General features: G+C 38.1%; 19 protein-coding genes. 9 read left to right on the top strand and 10 right to left on the bottom strand.

Annotation, left to right across the window (positions count from 1 at the left end; genetic code table 11):
* Positions 1 to 47 precede the first annotated feature (47 nt).
* Positions 48 to 245, bottom strand: a complete 198-nt coding sequence (locus tag PL9214_RS14340) for a YqaE/Pmp3 family membrane protein (protein WP_072719500.1) — start codon at positions 243 to 245, stop codon at positions 48 to 50.
* A 207-nt stretch (positions 246 to 452) separates the two neighbouring features.
* On the opposite strand from PL9214_RS14340, the gene PL9214_RS14335 reads away from it, so the two are divergent.
* Entirely contained in the window at positions 453 to 836 is a 384-nt protein-coding gene (locus PL9214_RS14335; RefSeq protein ID WP_072719499.1) for a phage holin family protein, read from the top strand.
* Between the two features lie 195 nt (positions 837 to 1,031).
* Here PL9214_RS14335 and PL9214_RS14330 read toward each other — a convergent pair whose 3' ends face one another.
* From PL9214_RS14330 to PL9214_RS14310, 5 genes are all read right to left on the bottom strand, one after another.
* On the bottom strand, positions 1,032 to 1,859 hold the full coding sequence (locus tag PL9214_RS14330; protein WP_072719498.1) for a DUF1206 domain-containing protein: 828 nt from the start codon (positions 1,857 to 1,859) through the stop codon (positions 1,032 to 1,034).
* Positions 1,860 to 1,919: 60 nt separating this feature from the next.
* Positions 1,920 to 2,867 (bottom strand): putative 2-dehydropantoate 2-reductase, encoded by a 948-nt coding sequence (locus PL9214_RS14325; RefSeq protein WP_072719497.1) that lies wholly within the window; start codon positions 2,865 to 2,867, stop codon positions 1,920 to 1,922.
* Positions 2,868 to 2,890: 23 nt separating this feature from the next.
* Positions 2,891 to 3,946: a hemopexin repeat-containing protein gene (locus PL9214_RS32920; protein ID WP_072719496.1), complete on the bottom strand. Its 1,056-nt coding sequence runs from the start codon at positions 3,944 to 3,946 to the stop codon at positions 2,891 to 2,893.
* A gap of 108 nt (positions 3,947 to 4,054) precedes the next feature.
* Positions 4,055 to 4,468, bottom strand: a complete 414-nt coding sequence (locus PL9214_RS14315) for a tellurite resistance TerB family protein (RefSeq protein ID WP_072719495.1) — start codon at positions 4,466 to 4,468, stop codon at positions 4,055 to 4,057.
* 82 nt (positions 4,469 to 4,550) lie between these two features.
* Positions 4,551 to 5,870, bottom strand: coding sequence for an ATP-binding protein (locus PL9214_RS14310; protein WP_072719494.1), 1,320 nt, complete (start codon positions 5,868 to 5,870; stop codon positions 4,551 to 4,553).
* 215 nt (positions 5,871 to 6,085) lie between these two features.
* Here PL9214_RS14310 and PL9214_RS14305 point away from each other — a divergent pair, with 215 nt between their 5' ends.
* From PL9214_RS14305 to PL9214_RS32710, 4 genes are all read left to right on the top strand, one after another.
* On the top strand, positions 6,086 to 6,406 hold the full coding sequence (locus PL9214_RS14305) for a TMEM14 family protein (RefSeq protein ID WP_367400274.1): 321 nt from the start codon (positions 6,086 to 6,088) through the stop codon (positions 6,404 to 6,406).
* A 44-nt stretch (positions 6,407 to 6,450) separates the two neighbouring features.
* Positions 6,451 to 7,629 (top strand): cobalt-precorrin-5B (C(1))-methyltransferase CbiD, encoded by a 1,179-nt coding sequence (gene cbiD / locus PL9214_RS14300; protein ID WP_072719492.1) that lies wholly within the window; start codon positions 6,451 to 6,453, stop codon positions 7,627 to 7,629.
* A gap of 180 nt (positions 7,630 to 7,809) precedes the next feature.
* Positions 7,810 to 9,429 (top strand): glutamine-hydrolyzing GMP synthase, encoded by a 1,620-nt coding sequence (gene guaA / locus PL9214_RS14295; protein ID WP_072719491.1) that lies wholly within the window; start codon positions 7,810 to 7,812, stop codon positions 9,427 to 9,429.
* Between the two features lie 145 nt (positions 9,430 to 9,574).
* On the top strand, positions 9,575 to 11,161 hold the full coding sequence (locus tag PL9214_RS32710; protein ID WP_072719490.1) for an SDR family NAD(P)-dependent oxidoreductase: 1,587 nt from the start codon (positions 9,575 to 9,577) through the stop codon (positions 11,159 to 11,161).
* Positions 11,162 to 11,488: 327 nt separating this feature from the next.
* On the opposite strand, the gene PL9214_RS14285 is transcribed toward PL9214_RS32710, so the two are convergent.
* Positions 11,489 to 13,324, bottom strand: a complete 1,836-nt coding sequence (locus PL9214_RS14285; RefSeq protein WP_072719489.1) for a vWA domain-containing protein — start codon at positions 13,322 to 13,324, stop codon at positions 11,489 to 11,491.
* Positions 13,325 to 13,877: 553 nt separating this feature from the next.
* Here PL9214_RS14285 and PL9214_RS14280 point away from each other — a divergent pair.
* Positions 13,878 to 14,000: a photosystem II protein Y gene (locus PL9214_RS14280; protein WP_072719488.1), complete on the top strand. Its 123-nt coding sequence runs from the start codon at positions 13,878 to 13,880 to the stop codon at positions 13,998 to 14,000.
* Positions 14,001 to 14,211: 211 nt separating this feature from the next.
* Positions 14,212 to 14,463: a MoaD/ThiS family protein gene (locus PL9214_RS14275; protein WP_072719487.1), complete on the top strand. Its 252-nt coding sequence runs from the start codon at positions 14,212 to 14,214 to the stop codon at positions 14,461 to 14,463.
* 213 nt (positions 14,464 to 14,676) lie between these two features.
* Here the strand turns inward: PL9214_RS14275 and PL9214_RS14270 are convergent, their stop codons facing one another.
* Positions 14,677 to 18,072 carry a diguanylate cyclase domain-containing protein gene (locus tag PL9214_RS14270; RefSeq protein ID WP_072719486.1) on the bottom strand — a complete coding sequence of 1,132 codons (3,396 nt, stop codon included), beginning with the start codon at positions 18,070 to 18,072 and terminating at the stop codon, positions 14,677 to 14,679.
* 394 nt (positions 18,073 to 18,466) lie between these two features.
* Here PL9214_RS14270 and PL9214_RS14265 point away from each other — a divergent pair, with 394 nt between their 5' ends.
* Positions 18,467 to 18,880, top strand: a complete 414-nt coding sequence (locus PL9214_RS14265; protein ID WP_072719485.1) for a thiol-disulfide oxidoreductase DCC family protein — start codon at positions 18,467 to 18,469, stop codon at positions 18,878 to 18,880.
* A gap of 47 nt (positions 18,881 to 18,927) precedes the next feature.
* Here PL9214_RS14265 and PL9214_RS14260 read toward each other — a convergent pair whose 3' ends face one another.
* Together PL9214_RS14260 and PL9214_RS14255 are read right to left on the bottom strand one after the other, a co-directional pair.
* A complete protein-coding gene (locus PL9214_RS14260) occupies positions 18,928 to 20,709 on the bottom strand; it encodes an ArnT family glycosyltransferase (RefSeq protein ID WP_072719484.1) in 1,782 nt (593 codons plus the stop codon).
* A 14-nt stretch (positions 20,710 to 20,723) separates the two neighbouring features.
* Entirely contained in the window at positions 20,724 to 21,392 is a 669-nt protein-coding gene (locus tag PL9214_RS14255) for a phosphatase PAP2 family protein (RefSeq protein WP_072719483.1), read from the bottom strand.
* Positions 21,393 to 21,564: 172 nt separating this feature from the next.
* On the opposite strand from PL9214_RS14255, the gene pap reads away from it, so the two are divergent.
* Positions 21,565 to 23,052, top strand: a complete 1,488-nt coding sequence (gene pap, locus PL9214_RS14250; RefSeq protein ID WP_072719482.1) for a polyphosphate:AMP phosphotransferase — start codon at positions 21,565 to 21,567, stop codon at positions 23,050 to 23,052.
* The last annotated feature ends 269 nt before the right edge of the window (positions 23,053 to 23,321 follow it).

Genomic DNA, 23,321 nt, shown 5'->3' with positions numbered 1-23,321 from the left:
ATTGGCGACCCTGTAGAGATTACCGAGATAAAATTCGAGAAAATCTGTTAAGTATTGTAGGTTCTTTCTACTTCTCCTTGTCTTTCGGCGTGCTTGGCAATCACCCAAACCGCGTGAATTGAACCGGGTAGCCAACCTAACAGGGTAAGCAGAATATTAAATAACAGTGCTGAACTAAACCCAACTGTTAAATAAACCCCAAGAGGTGGCAAAAGAATTCCTAAGATAACTTGTAATAATCTCATCAGAATTGGTTTCCATAGCAACTACCTTATGCTTTTATTTTTAATTTTAACCCTTAGATTTACATCTTTCTAAAGGACGATTCAGGTCTGGGGGATGAAAATGATTTACGATAACGAATCTATCTATCTATAGAGGTCAATCATTACTTTTTTTAACTAAGATAAAAAGTAAAATTTGTTAGATTTGTAAAAAATTGAGGAAAATTTATGATGGCATCGTTATTGACTTTGGTAGCAACGGCTCTAAGTTTATTAGTTGTTGATCTTGTTGTTCCTGGAGTAAATCTAGCCACATTTCCGGCTGCTTTAATTGCGGCAGTAGCCATTGGTGGGGTGAATGCTTTTATTAAGCCTGTGATCTCAACATTATCTCTTCCCCTGAATTTTTTAAGCTTGGGTGCTTTTTCCTTTGTTGTTAATGGTTTGTGTTTCTGGTTGGCTTCTGTATTAGTTCCTGGATTTCAGGTCTATGGTTTCTTGGGCTTTATTTTAGGCCCTGTAATTTTATCAGCCGTTAATACTTTCTTGAATAGTTATTTTGTGGAGAAATATCCCCAACAATTTAATGCTCAAGAACCCTTAACTAAATAAGTGGCATCTATAGTAAGTCTAAATCAATTGTACAACTGTCTTGATCCCAATTGATCGTAGGGGCGAGGCGCGCCTCGCCCCGAACTGCAAATCAAAGTATTTTTTAGTATTAATAATCAAGTTGACCATTTTATAAAATTCCTTTCAACTTGCTATATATCTGATACAAATTAGTAAAGATTCCCCCTAAACTCCTTAATCCACTTCAATGCGCTTATAAATGGCTTTTACCGCCATATAAATTCCGTAAGCAACTAAACCTAAAGCGACTAAAGTTAATAGAAATTTACCAAAAGGTTGTTGTTTTAAGGTTTGTAAAGCTCCATCAATTCCTTTAACTTCATTGGGATTAGTAAAACGAGCGGCTTGAATCAAGAAAAAACCAATAATAACAAAAACAATCCCTCTAGCAAAAATCCCTAATCGGCAAATATTAATTAATAAGTTTTGCTTTTTGGGTTCTAAATTCCTTAAATCTAGCTCTTGAGTAAACTTAGTTTTATAGGCTTTATAAAACATATAAAACCCTAAGCCAATAATGAATGCTCCTAGGGTGGCAACTAGCCAATTTCCCCAAGGTTGAGCGAGTACAAACGCTGTCCAATCTTGCTGGGAATTTCCACCTTCGCTACCTGCACCCATCACTAAACGAGCCGATGTTAAGGCTAATCCCGCATAAATTAATCCGCTTATCGCATAACCTAAACGGCTGAAAATTCCTGTTGCATCGCTGCCTTTATGTTCAGGATCTTGAATACATTCAATCCATCGCCATAGGGCATATCCGATTAATCCAATCGTGATTAATACTAATAGAAATTGTCCAAAAGGTTGGGTTGCAATTGTCTGTAAGGCTCCAGTGGTATCCGTTGTTTGTCCGCCCAAACCAAAGGCAGCCATTAGGGCTAACACTCCAATTAATCCATAAACAAAGCCTTTCGTTATATACCCTAAGCGGGCTAAACGTTCTATCCAAGTTGAACGATTTGCAGTGACAGTATAGGAAGGTCGATTAGAACTCATAACGTCCTTCAAATTAGATTTGATCTTTCTAATTTAACGAACCCTTCCTAATTTCTCCCTCTATCGGAGGATAGTTTGATTTCGGGCATCTAAAAATTTTAACTGTTGATAGAGCATCGTAATTTTAGGAACATCAACACCCTGAGCAATAGCAGCTTGTAAAGGATTTCCAACAATAGCTTCCAGTTCTAAAGGACGATGAGCGTCATAATCTAACTTCATACTGGTTAAATAAGGCTTCATTTTATCCGTATGATCGAGCATCAATTCAATATAATTTTTAGGAAGATGGCGATTATAACTAGAAGCGATCGCCACGACTTCTCCCATTAATTCTTCTGCTAAAAGACGAGTTTCTGGGTTTGCCATGATTTCATCGGTTCTGGCATCTAACACCACTGAAAGACCATTATAAGGAATATTCCAGACTAATTTTTTCCATCGAGATAACATTAAATCTTCTGTCAGTTCCACCGGAATATTAGCTTGCTGAAAATCTCTTCCAATCTCTTGCATACGCTCGGAAATTCCTCCGGGTTGATATTGAGCTTGATATTCTCCTAAATGAACCGCACTATAATCAATATGCTGAATATGTCCAGGCCCGACTTTATTAGAACAAATAAAACAAAGTCCCCCCATCACTCGTTTTTCCCCAACGATTTCAGCAATTTGAGGTTCAACATTGAGTCCATTTTGTAAGAGTAAAACAACTCCATCGGGTTTAACAATGGGTGGCAATAGTTGAGGTAATAAATAATTGTGAGTCGTTTTTAAAGCAACAATCACAACATCACAGGGAGGCATTTGATGAACATCATTATAGGCCTGAACTTGGGGCAGGGTAAAATTCCCCTCTAAAGAGTCAATTTTTAAACCTTGTGTACGGACAAATTCATAATCTCGATTTAGGAGAAAATGAACTTCCAGACCCGCTTTTTGAAGTTTCGCACCGTAAAACCCTCCGACTGCACCTGTACCAATAATTGCATAGCTTCGAGTTGCCATAACCTTAAAAAACGCTCCTGAATTTAACGAGGTTTACAATAAAAAATTGACCAAGTTTCATTGATTTTTTTAGGATGACCTGGCTCAATAGAGCCTAGATTAATATCATAGACAATATATTGATCTTCTTTAAATAAAAAGGCTTTCTGATAATTAAGTGTTACGGCTGCATCAATCCCTTCCGTAAATTTCAAAGGCCATTCTTTTCCTAATCCGTCTTTAATCTTCTTGGGATAACCTCGATCTGTCATTTCTTTATAAATATCATATTGTATATATTCATCCCCTTTAAAAAAATAAGCTTTTCCATTATTCCATAAAACAGCAGCATCAATTCCTTGATAAAAATGACTAGGCCATCCCAACCAATTCCCACTATTTAATTTTTGAGGATAACCCGGTTCTACCCGATTTTGATATAAATCAAAGCGAAGATATTCATTTCCTTTAAATAAAAATGCTTTGCCATTATTCCAGAGTAAACCCGCATCAATTCCCTGATGAAAGGACTCTGGAAAACTAGCTCCGATTCCCTGTTGAATTTTTTTAGGGTATCCTGATTCAATACAGTGGTGGGCTAAATTATAATTAATATACTGATTGCCTTTGAAAAAATAAGCATTTCCATCTCGCCAAATTACAACTGTATCTAAATCCGCCATCAAAAACCGAGCTTTTCCCAAATCTAACCAGTTAAGAATTTCTGCTGGTAAATGTTTGCGTTGACGAGTTTTTGGATCAATACAGATATGTTTCGTTGATCCTTGAGCAATTAATTGATCAGAAGATTTCAAGACAACTTTATATTGTATTTTGAAAGAAGTTTCATTAATCAATTCAGGGGTTGATTCAATTAAAATGTGATCTCCACAATATAAAGGAAAGCGGAAATCAACTGTTGCATGAACAACAGGAATAGCAGAATCAGGATTAATAAAAAAATTTTTAATATCAATTTCAGCCGTTGTTAGAGAGGCTTCATAAGCTTCATGACACATCGCCAAAATATTGGTAAAATAAACCACACCCGCAGCATCCGTATCTTGAAAACGAACGATTCGACTGTAGATATAAGTCATTTTATCCTCTCATTTCAAACCTAAATCTTGAAAACTTAAATTTTGTAAAAATACACTGAGGTGGGCAATGCCCACCTACTCAATTTTAATTCTTTTTCTCTAATTGTATCATCCTTTATTTTTGATCAACATAACATCAATAATGTTATTTGCCATGCTTTCAGAAATCTCTAAGACATTAAAGAGATTATCGAGCAAGGCATCTTCTTCTTCGGTAATTTCTCCATCGGCTAAGGTAATATCTGTAACAACGGCAAAAGCCGTTTCTCTCAATTCTTTAGGCAATTTTTCCACGGCTGCTTTTAATAATACATCCGATCCCTGCTCTTGTAATTGATTTAGGAGTTGATCAATCATAGCTCGCATTTTCTCACCGGAATAATCACTGAAAAGCTGCATTCGTGAAAACGTTGTTGTTATCGCTTGGGACTCACTTCCGGTAATATAACCATCGGCTGCTACTGCAATTAATGAGATCGCAGCAAAAGCTTCCGCAGAATTCAGTTCAATGGGACTTGGCATTGTTAAAACCTCCTGACTAATTTGGAATTGAAGCAGATTTTTCCCACGCTTATGATGACACTATCTGCTGATTTTTTCCAATTTATTTTCTGAAAATTGCTAATTCAGCCGTTAAAAAGTCAATAAATTGTCGCGCCGTCCGCCCAGATCGACCATTATGACGAGTGGCCCATTGTAAGGCTCGAAACTGCAAATCTTCAGGACTAATCTCAATTCCTCCTTGATAAGCTAAATGTTTGACAATATTCAAATAAGTATTTTGATCCGCCGGTTCAAAGGTTAAGGTTAAACCAAAGCGATCGCTAAAGGATAATTTTTCCTGTACCGTATCCCAAACATGAACTTCATCCTGATCTTTTGGAGACGGTCGATCTTCAAAATATTCTCGCACTAAATGACGACGGTTAGAGGTTGCATAAACCACAACGTTTTGAGGACGGGCTGTTAAATTTCCTTCTAATACAACTTTCAAGGCTTTAAAAGCATCGTCATCTTCTTCAAAGGATAAATCATCCACAAAAATAATAAATTTTTGCGGTACACCTTGCAACTGTTCGACCACAAGAGATAAATCTTTTAAATCTGATTTTGCGACTTCAATTAATTTTAAATTTCGATCCCTATAATGGTGTAATAATGCCTTGATTAAAGAGGATTTACCCGCACCTCGACTTCCATATAATAAAACATTTAAGGCGGGATATCCGGCTAATAAAATTTCAGTATTTTTTAAGAGCATATCCCGTTGGGTTTCATAACCGACTAACTGGTTTAAATGGACAGGATCGGGATTTAAAATTTTAATAAATTGTTTCTGTTGCCAACGAAATGCAGAGGCACTGGCAAATAAACCCGTCCCAAATTTCCGATAATGATCTGCTAAACTTTCTACGGCATCTGACCAATTTTCTAAGGTTGAAAACTGACTTTTTAGGGGCAATTCTTCAATTTTATTTAACTGTTCCGGTTGCGGTTGCCAAATTGTCGGATTTTCGGATAATTGGGCAATACTTCGTAACCACTGACTTATTTTTTCACTATTACATTGATAGAGGGTTTGTAATGTTTTTAAGTCTAGTTTTGTTGCTTCAATTAAAGACGAGGATAATTGATTAAAGGAGATTTGCTGCGCTTGTTGACTAAAGGGATTATCAGCGCGTAAAATTTGGGTAATTAAATAGTCTTGCCAAGTTTGTCGATGTTTGGCTTGAACTTGAAACCAAATTCCATAGGCTTTTAAACAATTTAAAATACTAGATTCACCGTGATGGAATGCTTCTAGCAGGCTTAAAAATGCCTGTCCAATTTCATCATTTAAAACCTCTTGATATAATAATAAAGATGCAGCTTGACGTTGCAAAAAGCGTACCTGAGAGATGATTTGACTATTCAGAGAAGACATAGGAACAAGTTGACAATTTATCTTCCATTTTACCAAAAATTGTCTGATTCAGAAACTCTTTTTTTCCCAGATGCTGGATTTCTAGGATTAACAAGCTCTATATAAATTTTTACAACGTTAAAGTTTAACTTTTGATACAATTAGAACAAATGTTAATCCAGTTCGCCCCTAAAGTTGTATAAAAGAACTTTGTAATAATGGGATGAACAGGAGTTATGATGAGTTTAGGGGTAATTGCTGCGATCGCTTACGGCTTATTAGCGATTATCGGTGGCATTGTTGGTTATACTAAAGCTAAAAGTAAAATTTCTCTGTTTGCAGGTTGTACCACTGGTCTATTACTGGTGTTAGGTGGAATTCTTCAGATTCAAGGGTTAACCTGGGGATTAATTTTCTCCATTGTTCTGTCGGGTTTTTTGATCATTACTTTTATTTCCCGTTTATTCAAAACCCGTAAATTCATGCCTTCTGGATTAATGATTATTGCCGGATTTGTTGCCTTGGCTTTGATGGGATATCAACTGCAAATTCTTTGAATATAGTAATAGGGAATAGGGAATAGGGAATACAGCTAAAAATTATGATTATAAATCAACCTTGTTCTGGATATACACTTCCTGTTTTTGCTTGTGCTGCGGCTGTAGCTGCTTTACAATATTTACAACAAAAAAATCAGTTCCTTCAGCAAGTTTCCATTGATTTAATAGATCCGGCGGAAACAGTTAATATCCCCATTGAACAAATTGCGATGTTAACCGAAAATTCTGCTTTAGCGATTACTCGTTCTGATCCAGGAGATAATTTAGATTTAACTCGAAATACGCCCATTTGGGCAAGGGTAGAATGGGTGAATCATTTACCCCTACCTTTGTCTTCTCCAGGGAGAAGGGATCAACTTTCAGATGCTATTTTTATTCAAGGTGGAGAAGGAATTGGCTATCATGAAAAAACCGGACAAACCGCAATTTATCGTTATGCAAAACTTTTATTATTAGCCAATCTTGAGAAATACCTAAAACCTAACGAAAAAATTTTAATCACCTTTATTTTACCTGAAGGGAAACAACTGGCAACCCGCACCTCTAATGCTGCTTTTGGAATTGTTGAAGGCTTATCGTTATTGGGAACAACCGGAATTTCTCAAGCCTTAACTGTTCCTGAACAATTAGAACACTATCAAGCGCAATTACAAGAAAAAGCTAGAGAATTTGATTGTTTAGTTTTCTGTATTGGTGAAAATGGATTAGATTTGGCTCAGAAAATGGGAATTCCACCTCAACAAATCGTGAAAACAGCAAATTGGTTAGGATCAATGTTAGTTTCCGCAGCCTTAGCTGGAATTCAATCCATTTTATTATTAGGTTATCATGGCAAATTAATCAAATTAGCGGGGGGAATTTTCCACACCCATCATCATCTAGCTGATGGCCGATTAGAAATATTAACCGCCTATTGTGCAACTGCTGGACTCCCCACCGTAAATCTTCAACAAATTTTTAACAGCACAACGGCTGAGGATGCCTTACAATATCTGCGAGAATTAGAGGTAATACAAGGGGAAAATTGGGTTAATCAAGTTTATGGAGCGATCGCAACCGCGATTGATCACCGATCCCAGGCTTATATTTACACCCACTGCGAAAAAAATGTCAAGGTAGGTTCCCTAATGTTCGACCGTAAGCGTAAAATTATCATCACAAGTAAAATCGCTGATACACTTTTACAGCAAATTTGTTATTCTAATTTGAATCACTCTTGAAGGCTGTTGTCAAGATTTGTCCATCCTGACCCATAACCGCTAATTCAGGATCGCTAAATCTATAATCATGTCATGAGCCGTTGAAAGCCTCCTCTATATATTCTCCTCAGTGAGACTAGAGGACGTGTGGATTTTATAGTTTTTGACCTTCTAATTTCTATCCCTTACATTAAACTCAATATGTCTCCCCAGACTCAAACTCCAACTCAACCCCAAGATACTCATACTTCAGGCGAAAAATTGAACCGACAAATGATTGTCATTCTTGACTTCGGTTCCCAATATTCCGAATTAATTGCCCGCCGCATTCGGGAAACCGAGGTTTATTCTGAGGTGATTTCCTACCGCACCACCGCCGAACAACTCACAGCCCTGAACCCAAAAGGCATTATCCTCTCTGGTGGCCCCAATTCTGTCTATGATGAAGGCGCACCCGAATGTGATCCCCAACTCTGGGAGTTGGGTATTCCCGTTTTAGGGGTTTGTTATGGAATGCAGTTAATGGTAAAACAGCTAGGTGGCGGCGTAGAACGAGCCAAACGCGCCGAATATGGTAAAGCTTCTTTACAGATTGATGATCCAACGGATTTACTCACCAATGTTGAACAGGGTGCAACGATGTGGATGAGTCATGCTGACTCCTGCACCCAATTACCCCCTGGATTTGAAGTTTTAGCCCATACTGATAATACCCCCTGCGCCGCCATTGCTGACCATGAAAGACGTTTATATGGTGTCCAATTCCATCCTGAAGTGGTTCATTCCATTGGGGGTCAAGCCTTAATTCGCAATTTTGTTTATCATATTTGTCGCTGTCAACCGACTTGGACAATGGAAGCTTTTGTTGAAGAATCCATTCGAGAAATTCGTGCGCGAGTTGGTGATAAACGAGTATTATTAGCACTTTCCGGTGGCGTTGATTCTTCAACTTTAGCCTTTTTATTACACCGTGCCATTGGCGATAATTTAACTTGTATGTTTATCGACCAAGGGTTTATGCGGAAATTAGAACCGGAACGATTAGTTAAGTTATTTCATGAACAATTTCATATTCCGGTTCAATATGTGAACGCCCGTGAACGCTTCTTAAAACAACTTGAAGGTGTTACTGACCCCGAAGAAAAACGTAAACGCATTGGTCGAGAATTTATTCGAGTTTTTGAAGAAGAATCGACTCGTTTAGGGCCCTTTGATTATTTAGCTCAAGGAACATTATATCCTGATGTGATTGAATCGGCTGATACTAATGTTGATCCCAAAACCGGAGAACGGGTTGCGGTTAAAATTAAAAGCCATCACAATGTCGGAGGATTACCTAAAGATTTACGGTTTAAATTAGTAGAACCCCTGCGAAAACTGTTTAAAGATGAAGTCAGAAAAGTCGGGCGTTCTATTGGTTTACCCGAAGAAATTGTTCGACGTCATCCTTTTCCTGGCCCTGGTTTAGCCATTCGGATTTTAGGAGAAGTCACGGCTGAAAAGTTAAATATTCTCCGAGATGCAGATTTAATTGTTCGTGAAGAAATCAATAAACAAGGGGTTTATCACGATTATTGGCAAGCTTTTGCAGTATTACTTCCGGTGCGAAGCGTTGGGGTGATGGGAGATCATCGCACCTATGCTTATCCGATTGTTCTACGATTTGTGAGTAGTGAAGATGGCATGACGGCCGATTGGTCACGGGTTCCCTATGATTTATTAGAACAGATTTCTAATCGGATTGTGAATGAAGTTCGTGGCGTGAATCGGGTCGTTTATGATATTACGTCTAAGCCGCCTGGAACTATTGAATGGGAATAGAATTTTTTAAGTCAAATTCCCCATAAACAATCGTAGAGACGCGCCTTCAATAACCGTAGAGACGCGCCAATAGCCTGACGGCATAAATAGGCGCGTCTCTACAAGGGCATTTTTTTAACCAGAGTGAATTTTAACCAGAGTTAATATGAAACCACCAGTTTGTCTAATCACCGGGGGAAGTTCTGGAATAGGTTTAACCACCGCATTAGAACTCGCTAAACAGGGATATCATGTTTTAATAGCTTGTCGTTCTGAACGCAAAGCCTATCAAGCCATTGATTATATTGAAAAACACACAAATCAGGGAAAAGTTGAATTTTTACCGTTAGATTTAGCTTCATTAGATTCAATTCGTTGCTGTGTTAATCATTTTGAAAAACGACAGCTTCCGTTAAATTTATTAATTAATAATGCAGGTATTTTTAATCAATCTGGAACCACAGAAGAAGGATTTGAATTAATTTGGGGAACCAATTATTTAGGACATTTTTTATTAACCTATTTATTATTAGATAAACTCAACTCATCAGAATCCAGCCAAATAATATTCATAGGTTCTGATGTAGCTTTATGGTCAAAAAATCTGGACTGGAAACGATGGGTGAAGAAAACGCCCTTGAACTTCCTGAAATTATATGCAGATTCTAAAATGTGTTTATTACTCTTGATGCGGTATCTTCTACAACATCAATTGTATCAAACCGCCGTCAGAGTCAATACATTTCATCCGGGTTTTGTTCAATCTAATATTACCATTTGGCATCAGTTAAGCCGTTTTTTAAAGATTGGTAATTCTCCTCAAAAAATAAGTAAAAATATTATGAAATTTTTGACTGATCCTGAATATAATTCAGTTCAAGGTCAATTCCTAAATCGAAATCTTCAACCGATGCCCTTAACGGATGTTAGCATAAATGATCATTTAGCGAGTCAAATTTGGGAAAAAAGTTTATTTTGGACTGGATTATCTAATCCAATTATACAAACCCCCGTTCAATATAACCCTGAAGATGGAATCTGGGGGCCTTATTCTTTAAATTTAACCGAAACCGAACTGAAAGAGATTCAAAAACAGATTTTCAAGATTGTTTTACCCCGTTCTCCTATTCCCGTCCTTTTTAATAGCTATCAATTTCTCAAAACCGGAAATTTTGGCTCATTAATATTATTACTAATTCAAGGATTAAAACGGGAATTTCACATGGAACGCCATTTAGATTCTCCTGTTATTTTTGAACTTTGCCAAAACCCCTATTTACTCGAAAAAGTTCGAGAATATTTAGGAGAATCTTTGTTTCTTTGGCGTTCTGAATTATGGGTGAATTATCCCGCACAACAATTAATTCCCCTTTGGCATCAAGACCGATATCCTCAGTTATTAACAAAAACGGGAAAAACTCTCCATGCTTATCTTGCTTTAACTGAAGTAAATGCGGGCAATGGATTTCAATATTTACCGGAAAAATATAACTCGTTATGTTCGGTTAAAATGAATGATCCCTTTAGCGGAAATCCTTTTTTTGAAGTCAAAACAGATGTAGAACAATTGGCATTACCCGTTTGTTTAAAACCGGGAGAATTTATCTTTTTTACTGATGATTTAATTCACCGTTCGATTTGTAATATGAGTGGTCAAGTTCGTCTCTCCTTAACCCTCCGTTTTGCCGAATCTAGCGTTAAAATGTGTAGAAGTTATAGTTCTCACATCCAATCTCCCATTGTATTTTTTTAGAGGTAAATCGTAGGAGCGAGGTTTCTTTCAAAGTCCGTCAACTTAACCCTAAAAGCCTTGAAATAAATTTCAGGCTGTAGAGACGTTGCATGCAACGTCTCTACGTCATCTAAAGATGACTGAAGGCTTGTTTTTCTTAACCCGTTAAAACGGGTTTGAGCTTTTAGCCCGAACTTGAGTTCAGGGCATTATAACTACAGTCAGCATTGAATCACTAGCGACCAAGCCTGCCGTAGACGATTCCTTTTTTCAGTAATATGTGCTAGTTGTTTAGACCCGAAACCTTGAGGTTTATTTTCTTTAAGTGTTGATGGTTAGCATCCAATTCTATTGAATCAGACGGCGAATTTTGCCATAAGCGGCATAAGATTTGCCATCGGAAGACTCCCGAACTTCATCAACTACATAGAGTACACCTTCGGCGCGAATATCACGAGGAAAGCGAATATTATAATTAGGATTATAACCATCGGAAACAACTCGCGCCCGGAGTTTACTGCCTTCTTTCACACATTGAATAATCACGCCATTTCCGACGGTATCAGTGGTTTCTAAATCAGCGAAGGATTTAGGAGCTTTAGCAGCTTGTAAATTAGTCGTTTTTGGGGTTTTCTGTGTTCCGGCTTGACATTCTTCTCCGGGTTTGACGAAGCGTTTAATGGTTCCAGAAGCACGATAAAAATCTCCATTGGCAGACAGTTTAATTTCTTCGACAATATAAGTAACGCCTTCTTCTCGAATATGACGTGGAAACTGAACATTAAACTCTGGATTATACCCGTCTGAAATAACTCGAACTCTTAATTTTCCCCCCTCGCGAATACATTCGACTAATACCCCTTGTTCAAAACTGGAAACGGCCTCTAAACTATCAGCATCTCCGGCTGCAATTCCTCGTAAATTTAAGTCTTCTCGGTTGCGAGTTCGGGTTTGATAGGATTGATCTCGCATTTCTTTACGGCTGACGGAATCAAAATTTCGGGTTTCAATCCGTTGAGCATAATATTCTAATTGTTCAATTTCTTCAGCAATTTCAAAGATTTCGTTTAAGAGTTTTTGTTGAATGTCTTGAATCGCAGATCGTAAGGTTTCCGCCGCTTTTTGATAGTCTCCTTTATCGGTTAAAGAGATCGCTTGTTCTTTAACTTGAGCAATTCTCAATTTACTGGTTTGTTCAAAAACGGATTGATCGGGTTTAACTTGTTGAGCGTCTGCCTCGGAACCGATATTAATGGTAATCGGTAATTCTCCAGAAAGCTGTTCAATACTGTCATTAACAAGGGTTTGATATTGATAATGAATCGAGATCAGTGGCAGTTGACCAATAGGATTTTGAGGCGGAATTACTAATTGTACGGCTAACTGTTTGGCTTCTATTTCATAAACATCCCCGACAAAAATTTCTAAGCCCTTTTCAGTGGAGGATGTTCGGTAATTATTTAAGATTTCTCGGAGTTCAATCGAGGATTCAGGGTGTAATGTTACGGTTAAATTTTGGCCAACTACGGAGGTTAAACTTTCTAATTCAATCCGAAAGACATCGGTGGCTTCATCGGGAGATTGAATAAAATAAAAATTCCCTCCCGCCGCCTTAGCCATCGCAATTAATAAATCTTCATTAAAATAAGTACCAAATCCCAATGTAGTTGTGATAATACCCTGTTCTGATTGTTTATGAGCCGTTTTTGTCAAGATTTGAGGATCGGTAATGCCCTCATTGGCTTGTCCATCGGTTAATAATAAAACTCGGTTTAAATGTTCACGATTGAGACAAGATTTAACTTGTTCGCAGCCTAATAACCAACCCCCACTTAAATTTGTACAACCTCCGGCTTTAATTTTGCCCAGGATTTTACAAATTTCCGCTTTATTTTTAACGGGTTGAGGAGGTAAAATTAAATCAGCTTGATCATCATAAATGACAACAGAAACAATATCTTGCTCCGTTAAAGATTCAACTAACTTTTGGGCAGCTTGAATGGCATAACGCAAAGGTTGACCTGCCATTGAACCCGAACGATCAATGACTAAACTTAAATTCAACGGTCGTCGAGAAGAAACACGGGCTGTTTTTTCTCCATTAAAATTTAGAATTAAATCAACGGTAGTCGCTGTATTCGTAGCAATTAATGAATGAGAAAGCGAATAGTTAACCTGAATCATAATTTAAACTCCTAAAGATCAGCCAAAATTTCAAAATTCATCAAAAGCTGTCATCACAAGTGTGATCGGGTTAACATGGTCTATCCCCCAATTTCTCTGGTTTCTATTGTGCCCAGTCAAGGTTCAAATCGATCAAAATTTAAGATTTGCTTTTTGGGTCTATAGCGCTACACATTACAGTTAGGACATTTCTAAATCCAGCAAAAGGATTCACTGCTTACTGTTCGGTGTTCCCAGTTAAGCTGTTCCCTCTTCAAGTAGCGCTATAGGTTTTGGGGACTTTCCCTGAAGATAATTAACAAAACTTCACATTTTTGAACAGGGTTCTCATTCCATCCCCCCGGAAATCTGATAGAATCTCCTTATCATGCTTGACTTTAGGCCATTAGCGAAACCTTAGCTAATCGCTAAACAGTCAAAGATCAGTTTTTTGGGTCTTGGGTCTTGGGAACCCCAACTCCTGCCTGGGGAGGAAATTTAAGACCAGTAAAGACAAAAATACGATCACAATAAAAAGATGAGAGACGTTTAAAAATTTTTAGGAGGAAAATCTATGGATTTCGATTTTCGGATTCTCATTGTTCTGTTACCCTTGCTGGCTGCGGCGGGATGGGCTGTCTATAATATTGGTGCGATCGCCCTCAGACAAGTTCAAGGCTTTTTAAATAAAAGTTAAATATTAACTCTTAAGCAATGCTTTGCCCTATCCTGTGATTCTAAGGGGTAGGGTTTTTATTTGCTTTAAAAGGGTTCAAATTAACGTTAAGATTAAGCTAATTTTTAAAACTTTTCTCTAGTGGAAAAAATAACAATTTGATTTTTCATTTCAAGCCGCGATCAGCTGCTTTTTTTGTTATCATAATATTTTTTAAGTCTTCATTCTCAATATGTCAATTACGGTTACGGTTAAACTCTTTGCAGCCTTTCAAGAAGCCTACAGTGTTTCCGAATTAGTGTTACACCTTCCACCTCAAACGCCTGTATCTGCAATTTTAGACCACTGTATTCAGGAACATCCTGAACTAGAGAAATGGCGAAATCTAACGCAATTTGGCATTAACCTAGAATTTGCCAGTGCTGAGACACCTCTAAAAAATGGAGATGAAGTTGTTTTAATTCCCCCGGTTAGTGGTGGTTAATTTTAAGGGAATTGAGGTGATTTACCGCTATTGATTTGTTGGAATTAATGAAGAGCGCTCTCCCCCTTTCAGTTCAACAGAGCGCTCAGTCCCCAAAATTTCATCACAATAGTATACTATCACACCTGTTTTAAAAACGAAACCCCTATTAGGCATAAAATTTTATACCGTACATTCTTATTGGGAATCGATATTTCTCCAAAACAGTAAATTCTACACGGGTTGAACACAATAACGGGCGCGTCCTTGTTGTTTAGCTTGGTATAAGGCTTGATCAGCAGCCTCAATTAACACAGACAAAGACGTTAAAGGAGAGGGAAGGGTACAAGCCACCCCTAAACTTAAAGTTAACCACTGACTTACTGTTGATTTGTCGTGGGGTATTTCTAGTTGTAAAACCGCCCCTTGAATATGTTGTGCAACATGAATCGCTCCATCCTGATTGGTATTGGGTAAAATAATGGCAAATTCTTCTCCACCATAACGAGCGACTAAATCAGCAGGGCGCCGTAACGTATTCTCAATTGCTTGAGCGACTTGTTTCAAACAGCTATCTCCGGCGGGATGTCCGTAGTAATCATTATATTGTTTGAAATAGTCAATATCACACATAATTAAAGCTAAAGAACCTTGTTCTCGTTGTAAACGTTGCCATTCCTGTTCCAAATATTCATCAAAGCGACGACGGTTTGCCACTTGAGTTAAACCATCAACGGTGGCGAGGCGTTTTAATTGTTGGTTAGCAACTTGTAATTCTTGATAAAGTTCAGATTGTTGAATTGCGATCGCTAATTGATCAGCAATGGCACAAGTTAACTCGATTTCCGATTCTTTCCAACCCCTTAAATGTTGATGTTTAAGTAACCCCAAACAGCCCCAAACTTGAGAACCCACCCGCAAAGGAATCGGCAACCAGGTTCCTGAAATTCCAGTTAAATGTTGAATTTCTTGAGAATTTGGAACAGTTAGATCTTCAGTTTCTGAGTGATGAAGTTGCTGAATGGGGGAAAGAATTGCAGGAGTTGTATTGCGATCATAACTATAGGACGCTACCTCTTTCCATTGTTCTTCTTGGGGAAGATGTTGTAAAATACAAGCGCGATCCACCCGTAATAAGGTGACAATTTCAGCGACGGCTGTGGAAAAAATGGTATCTAAATCCAACGATTGACGAATGAATTGAATCACATGATTTAACGTTTGGGCACGACGAGCTTGATATTGAGTTTGTTGATAAAGTTGACTTTGTTGTAGGGCAATTCCAACTTGTTCGGAAATTTGTCGCAGTAACGTCGCTTCCCACTGTAACCAATGGCGTAACCCATGATTTTGACAAATCATTAAGAGTCCCCAAAGTTGATTTTGTTCAAATAAAGGAACCATAATCGCCGAACAAATTCCCCAATATTTTAAGACCTTGAGCATTCCTGAATGAATCGGATCATGATTAATATCATTAATCACTCGCATCCGACCTTGATTAAAATTTTCATAGCATTCCAGAGGTATTAAAGGAGTTTTAGATTGTTGGTTTCTCAGAAATTTTAACGATTCATCGGGTTCTGTTTCGGCAATAATTTTACCTCGCCGATCTGGAAAAATTCGATAAATTAAAACCTGATCACATTCGAGTAATTGTTGAACTTCTTTAACCGTTGCATTTAAAATATCATCTAAATTCAAGGATTGACGAATTTGATGGGTAATTTCCCAAATTAAATGTTCTTGAACAATCAGTTGACACAATGCTTTTTCGGCTCGTTTGAGCGGTGTAATATCTTGAAATGTGGATAAAAATAAGCGATGTTGCTGATCTTGCATCATCACCGTTGATAACAGTAAGGTTTTTAACTGCCCATTTTTAGCTTGAATTGTGGTTTCTAAATTAAAAATTGAACCCGTTGCAATCACCTTTTTTAATCGCTCTTGCGCCTTCTGATAACCTTCAGGCGTTGGATATAATAAAGCCAGAAAATCGGAATGAGATTGAGCTTCTTCTAAGGTATATCCCGTAATTTCTGTCATTTGAGGATTAAACAGATAAAAATTCCCCTGTTCATCACTAAGCATAATTCCATTGCCCACAGTTTCAATCACTGTTTTTAACCGATTTTGTGTTGTTAAAAGTTGCATTTCAGCTTCTTTGCGATCAGTAATATCAACGAAATAACCCACAATTTCTAAGGGATTTCCGCGCCCATCTTTAATCAATCGCATTTCTAACCGTAACCAACGCCAATGACCTTGAGCGTGTAAAAAACGAGCTTCATGAATATAAGTTCCAGTTGTTAACACCTGAATAAAAGCATCCTGCCATTGAGATTTTTCTTCCTCTGGAACATAGTTGTGCCAAATATTTTCTTCCTTTAAAAAAGTAGTAACTTCATATCCTAAAAGCGTATATACATTGTCACTAATAAATGTAATTTGATAGTGGGGTTGGGGTTGACAACTAAAAATCACCGCCGGACTACTGCGAAGTAATTGTTTAAGGCGTTCACTGACTTGATAAAGTTCCGATGTCATTTGTTGACGACGTTGGAGTTCTTCTTGTAACCCATCATTCGCCTGAGTTAATTCGGCTGTCCATTGTAATAAAGAAAGTTGTAGTTGTTCATTAGATTGTTGAGATTGTTGAATAGGCGTTTGGGTTGGTTGATCTTCTGTAACATCTACAATTGTACTTAGAAGTAATGCTCTACCATCGGTCAATTGTCCCAAGGTCAGGGTACTCCATTCCCAAATTCTCAGATAGCCTTGATGATTTGTAATCAGATAATTTCGGCGAAGTTCAGGTAAACGAGAGCCCCCGACTAGATTTTTAGTGCTGGGGAGAGGTTTTGGGTTCGTTAACCGTTGGCTCCAGGCTGAAATGGTGGGTAATTGAGCCACAGTATAGCCTGTAATTTCTGCCCAACTCTGATTGATTTCAATGACTTCGCCATCTTCGGTGTGTAGCATCATGGGATGGGGGGCAGATAAAAGAGCTTGGTAAAGCTTTTCTTGGGGTTGGGAGGTGTCATTTTCCCCCGGTGGCAAGTTCTGTTTTAGTTCCAGAGGGTTTGAGTCTTCAGCTTGAGAATGGCGGTAGGACATATAATTAACATGATGGATGATCCACCCAATAAAGATTAGAAACAAAACCCAATTGGTCAGATTTTGGATCATCTCTTCAGGTTCACGAGTGTAGAGGGGGTAATGGAACCCTAAAAAGATTAATCCTCGTAGGAACAACCCCATTAAAAATATTCTGGGTAAAAACTGTTGGAGGATTTGACAGGCGAGTTGATACACGCCCTGAAATTTAAGCCAAAATAGTGTAAATTTCTGAAAAACAAATGAAGAGTTTTGATACCATAGCCATAAACTGATTCCCGCTAAAACCAGACAAAACGCCATATCAACTTGAATCTTGAAAAAATCTCGTAAGACAATATTCAAAACCGAACTGTTCAAATACAAACCTAACAGCACACTTAGCACTAAACTGATTAAGTCTAAACCCATTGACCGGGAAAAAGGCTCAAAATCCGTCTTTTTCTTCTCAAAAAAAGATTGTTGTAGATGAGTTTTGAGTTGCCAAGAGTGATTGCTTCCATTCTGATTCATATTGACAATTCCAGTTTTTGAGATGGCTATCAATTTTAACCTCAATCTTTCGGTATTTCCCTCTATCTATAGCTAAGAAAACTGGCTTATACAGAAAAAAAAAGATTTTAAGATGAGGATTTAAACGATCCTACCTCACAAAAATTTTTCGAGATAAACTTATTAGTTTACTCAAAAAAATATCTGTAGGAAACAGTGATATTACGGAACTTTAAGCGTTGTACAGATTAGGCTTGATACGGTACTGGTACAAAAATACTGATGAATTCCCCTATTTCTTTAGATAGAGGTGATCCTTGAATCAATATCACTTCTTAATTCCCTGGATGGTTAGAAATGTTTTATCCTATAAGAGCATGGTAACACTATCGGATTGTGACTCTGGGCTAATTTAATGACATATCATGTAATCTATGACGGGAATTGCAACTTATGTGTTACCTTGGTGCAACTGTTAGAAATTTTAGATCAAGGACACCAGTTTACCTATATTCCTATGCAGGATGAGCAAGGGTTAAGCCATTTTGCCATTACTCCCGGCGAGTGTAACTTAGGTATGATTTTAATTGATGGGAATCAACCTAACCACCGTTGGCAAGGAAGTGACGCGGCGGAAGAAATTGGCAGACTTTTACCCGCAGGAGGAATTTTTGTCGCAACTTATCGAGCCTTACCTGGGTTAAAATGGATCGGCGATCGCCTTTATGAACAAGTTCGGGATCATCGATATTTATTATTTGGTAAACGCTCAACTCCTTATCAGTCTACTTATCCTAGTTGTTGTACAAAGGGTAAATGTAATCTTTAACACCAAATTCTGGCTGAACTATTTGAGGTGGGGTTTCTCCACCTCTATTATTTTAATAGCACATCTCGCTTAATTCTAATTAATTGATAACCGCCTTGATTTTCTAAAACTTGATATTCTGAAGAATTTAATCCTAATTTGGCGATTTCTTTAGGTTTTGTAATCATTAAAATGGTATCAATGGGACGATTTAAAGGAAATAATTCTAATAATCGTTGTTTAATATTGTAGGTCATGAAATAGATCCGGCGTTGGGTATAAAATACCAAACTGGGTTTAAAAACACCAATGGTAATCAGGGGTTCATTGGGTTGATGAACTTGTTGAACTCGTAGGGATAATTGTCGCAGAGGTAAGTGTCTTTGAGTATCTAATAATTGACCCACTGGTAAGGCAACTAAACTCATAAATGCTAAAAATCCTAAAACATTTCCGATCCAAACTGCCCGTCTCCATCGAGGTTGCAAAAGGCAATAAAGGGTGATTCCACTAGCGATTAACCAGATTATTCCTGATATTATGGGTAAATGACTGGTTTGTAATAATTGAGGAAAATTAGGAGTATCTTCTCCCACCAGTTTCGGACTTAAAAAACTGGCAATTGCTAATATTAATAATATCAGAATATTAATACTGCCTGTGATTAAAAAAGGCAGAGATATTTTAGTTTTGTTTGACTCAATATTATTCTGCTGATTTCCCCATAAACTGATTAAAATCACTCCGGCGGGAATACAGGGTAAAACATAACTGGGTAGTTTGGTTGCAGATACACTAAAAAAAGCGAAAATAATCACAAACCACAATAAAGCAAATACACCTAACTGTTGAGAACGATCTTGAGAACGCCACTCTTGAAGTTGCCAAAATTTGACTTGATAAATTGCTATCGGTAAATAGACAGACCAAGGTAATAACGCTACTAAAATTACGGGGAAATAATAAAACCAAGGGCCAGGATGATTACTAACCACACTGGTAAATCGTTCTAAATTATGATGTCCAAAAAATGTGTCTAAATAAGCTTGACCATTGGCAAGGGTGACTAAAATAAACCAGGGAACTGCTATGATGATAAAAATTAAAATTCCGGGTAATAACTGCATTTCCCAAATCACTCTTTGCCATTGTTGGGTATAAATTAAAAATGCACCAATAATCAAAATCGGAAATATAATTCCAATCGGCCCCTTGGCTAAAACGGCTAAAGCAGAAAAGGTATAAAATGTAAAATACCAAGCTTTTTGTTGGCGAGTTTGGGGTTGAGCATAACCTAAGAAAAATGCTAATAATGAAATCGTTAAACAACTGGCTAAAAGCATATCGGAAACCCCCGTGCGTCCCCAAGCAATCCAAGCTGGATTTAAGGCCATCATTGCCATTCCCCACCAGGCTCCAATCCACTGTTGACGCAGGGTAGAAGGTTTAATTTCCCCTAGTAAAGAGGCTGGGTTTCCAAAGTAACGCAGGGTATAAAATACAAAAAAAGTCGATAAAATTGCGGTTATAGCTGACGGTAATCGTGCGCCCCATTCATTCACCCCTACAGCTTGAAAAGCGATCACCATTAACCAATAAATTAAGGGCGGTTTATCAAAACGAGTTTCCCCATTCCAATAGGGAGTAATCCAATCGCCTGTGAGGTGCATTTGTCGGGCGGCTTCAACAAACATGGGTTCGGTTTTATCAATTAACCCAATATCGCCTAAATGACTTAAAAAGGCGATCACACTGAGCAATAATAATCCTAGAATAGTTATTCCCCAAAGAAATTTCGGATAATTTTCCCAGGATTTCCAGATCGTTTTAAAAGATTGATTCAATAACATGGGTTGATGGTTGACTATTTCCTGATTTTATGATTTTCACGCGCTATTTTTAACCACGCCAAGCTCAGGGTTAAACTAATATAGCCTAAACCATACCCGGCGAGAATATCACTCGGCCAATGACATCTTAAATAAACACTACTAAAGCCAATAATCAGTACCCAGAGGGTAGCAAATCCATAGATATAGGGCGTTAATTTGGGATAACGTTCTGCGAGGAGATAAGCCATAAAAAAATAAAACAAAACATTCCCCGTCGCGTGACCACTGGGAAAGCTTCTTCCGACAGATTCAACTAATCGATCTGGGGGACGACTGCGAGAAATTAGCGGTTTCAGGATATCATCGACTACAATTAAAATACCCAAGGTGGAAAACGCTAAAACTTTGGCTTCAATCCAATACCGTTTCCAAACGAGTAACCCTAAAGTTAAAGCAATAATAACGGCTGTTCCTTTGACCCCTGTTAATAAATAAAAAAACCGAAAAATAGCATCCCAACTCTGGGGAAAGATTTGATGGGGAACTTGAATTAAAATTTGATCCAGTAATAAATCTTCGTGAACATTAAATCGAACAGAAAGTAAGATAAAAGGAACTAAAATTACCAGACAAATCCAAGCTTGCTGTTGAGAAATGGCTTTTTTAAACGAAACAAATCGACGATTGCAAGTTAAACGCATTATTTCCCACGTTTACTAATCCGTAGTTGAGTGAGTTTTGATTATACAATAACTGATCCCAATCCGGTGAATGTTCTCAAACCAAAAGTTAAAAAAGTTATTTAGGTTTTTGAGTCATGCCCTAATCAGAATTAGAATATTGAATCAGGACTTCATGAGGATCAAAGAGTCAATGTTAGATACCCTTGACCTGACGCTATCGCTGGATAAAGAAAGCTATAAAACTCAGATAGAAGCTTTAATGAAGGAGTTGCGATCGCTTCAACAAACCTGCCGAGATAAAAAATTACCGATTATTATTGTATTAGAAGGATGGGCAGCGGCGGGAAAAGGTGGACTCGTGAAAAAAATGGTGGGATACATGGACCCGAGGGGGTTTACGGTTCATCCCATCTGGCCCCCGACCCCTGAAGAATCCCGTTATCCGTTTCTGTGGCGGTTTTGGCAAAAATTACCTCCTCAAGGCACTATTGGCATTTTTTATCATAGTTGGTATACCCATATTTTAGAAGATCGCTTGTTTGGGCGACTGGAAGCACCGGATGTGCCCATGGCCATGCGACAAATTAACGCCTTTGAACGTCAGCTTGTCGATGATGGGGCGGTGATGGCGAAATTTTGGATCCATTTGAGTAAAAAAGAACTGAAAAAACGTCTAAAAACGGCTTCAGAAGATGAGTTAGAAGCTTGGCGGGTGCGTCCTGAAGATTGGAAACAAGCCAAAAATTATGATACCTATAGCACCCTAGCAGAAGAAATGGTGATTCATACTGGGACAGGTTCAGCCCCTTGGATATTAGTCGAAGGAGACTGTAAACGCTGGGCTAGGGTAAAGGTATTATCAACAATGGTGGCTTCCATAAAAGAAGCCTTAGACCGTTTGTATATTCAATTACCTCCTGCCTTTACAACGCCTCAAGACCGTTTACAACCCACAGAACCTAACCCCCTGGCTGCGGTTAATTTAAGTGCCGCCTTATCTTCGGAAAACTACAAAATCCAGTTACGTCAGCAACAAGTTAATTTAAGTCAATTGCAACAAACTCTCCATCAACAACAAATCCCCGTTTTAGCTTTATTTGAAGGTTGGGATGCGGCAGGAAAAGGAGGAGCAATTAAACGATTAACCGATATTTTAGATCCCCGTAGTTATGAAGTAAATACCTTTGCTGCACCGACGGATGAAGAAAAAGCTCATCATTATTTATGGCGGTTTTGGCGTTGGTTACCTCCGGGGGGAAAATTAGGAGTATTTGACCGCAGTTGGTATGGTCGAGTATTAGTAGAACGAGTCGAAGGCTTTGCGACTGAGTTAGAATGGCGACGAGCTTATCAAGAAATTAATGAATTTGAAGAACAGTTAACCAGTGCGGGCTATGTGTTAGTTAAATTCTGGTTACATATTGATCAAGAAGAACAATTAAAACGTTTTCAGGAACGGAAAGACAACCCTTATAAATTACATAAACTCACGGAAGAAGATTGGCGAAACCGCGAAAAATGGCCGTTGTATGAAGTAGCCGCTAATCAAATGATTCAACGCACCCATACACCCCATGCGCCTTGGACATTAGTAGCTGCTAATAATAAATATTATGCTCGTGTGAAAGTCATTGAAACCGTTGTTGAGGCGATTCGCCGTCGGTTAAAACAGGACTAATCTAGCGTTACTTGAAGCAGGAATAGCTTAACTGGGAATTACGAATTAGGAATTAGGAATTACGAATTGGGAAAGGGTTTGCTGGATTTAGTAGATTAGTAGAGACGTGCCTATTTATGCTGTAAGGCTATTGGCACGTCTGTACCACTGTCATGGGTAGTGCTATAACCCTAGTATTATTATTGCAGAGCAAACATATAGCAATCCTATTTGATTTGTATCCAAAATTTCTGCTCAAAAGGGAACAGCTTAACTGGGAACAGGGAACA

The sequence above is a fragment of the Planktothrix tepida PCC 9214 genome (genome assembly GCF_900009145.1).
Classification (GTDB): domain Bacteria; phylum Cyanobacteriota; class Cyanobacteriia; order Cyanobacteriales; family Microcoleaceae; genus Planktothrix; species Planktothrix tepida.
The sequence above is the reverse complement of the archived record's forward strand: the minus strand, read 5'-3'. Positions and strand labels throughout refer to the sequence as shown.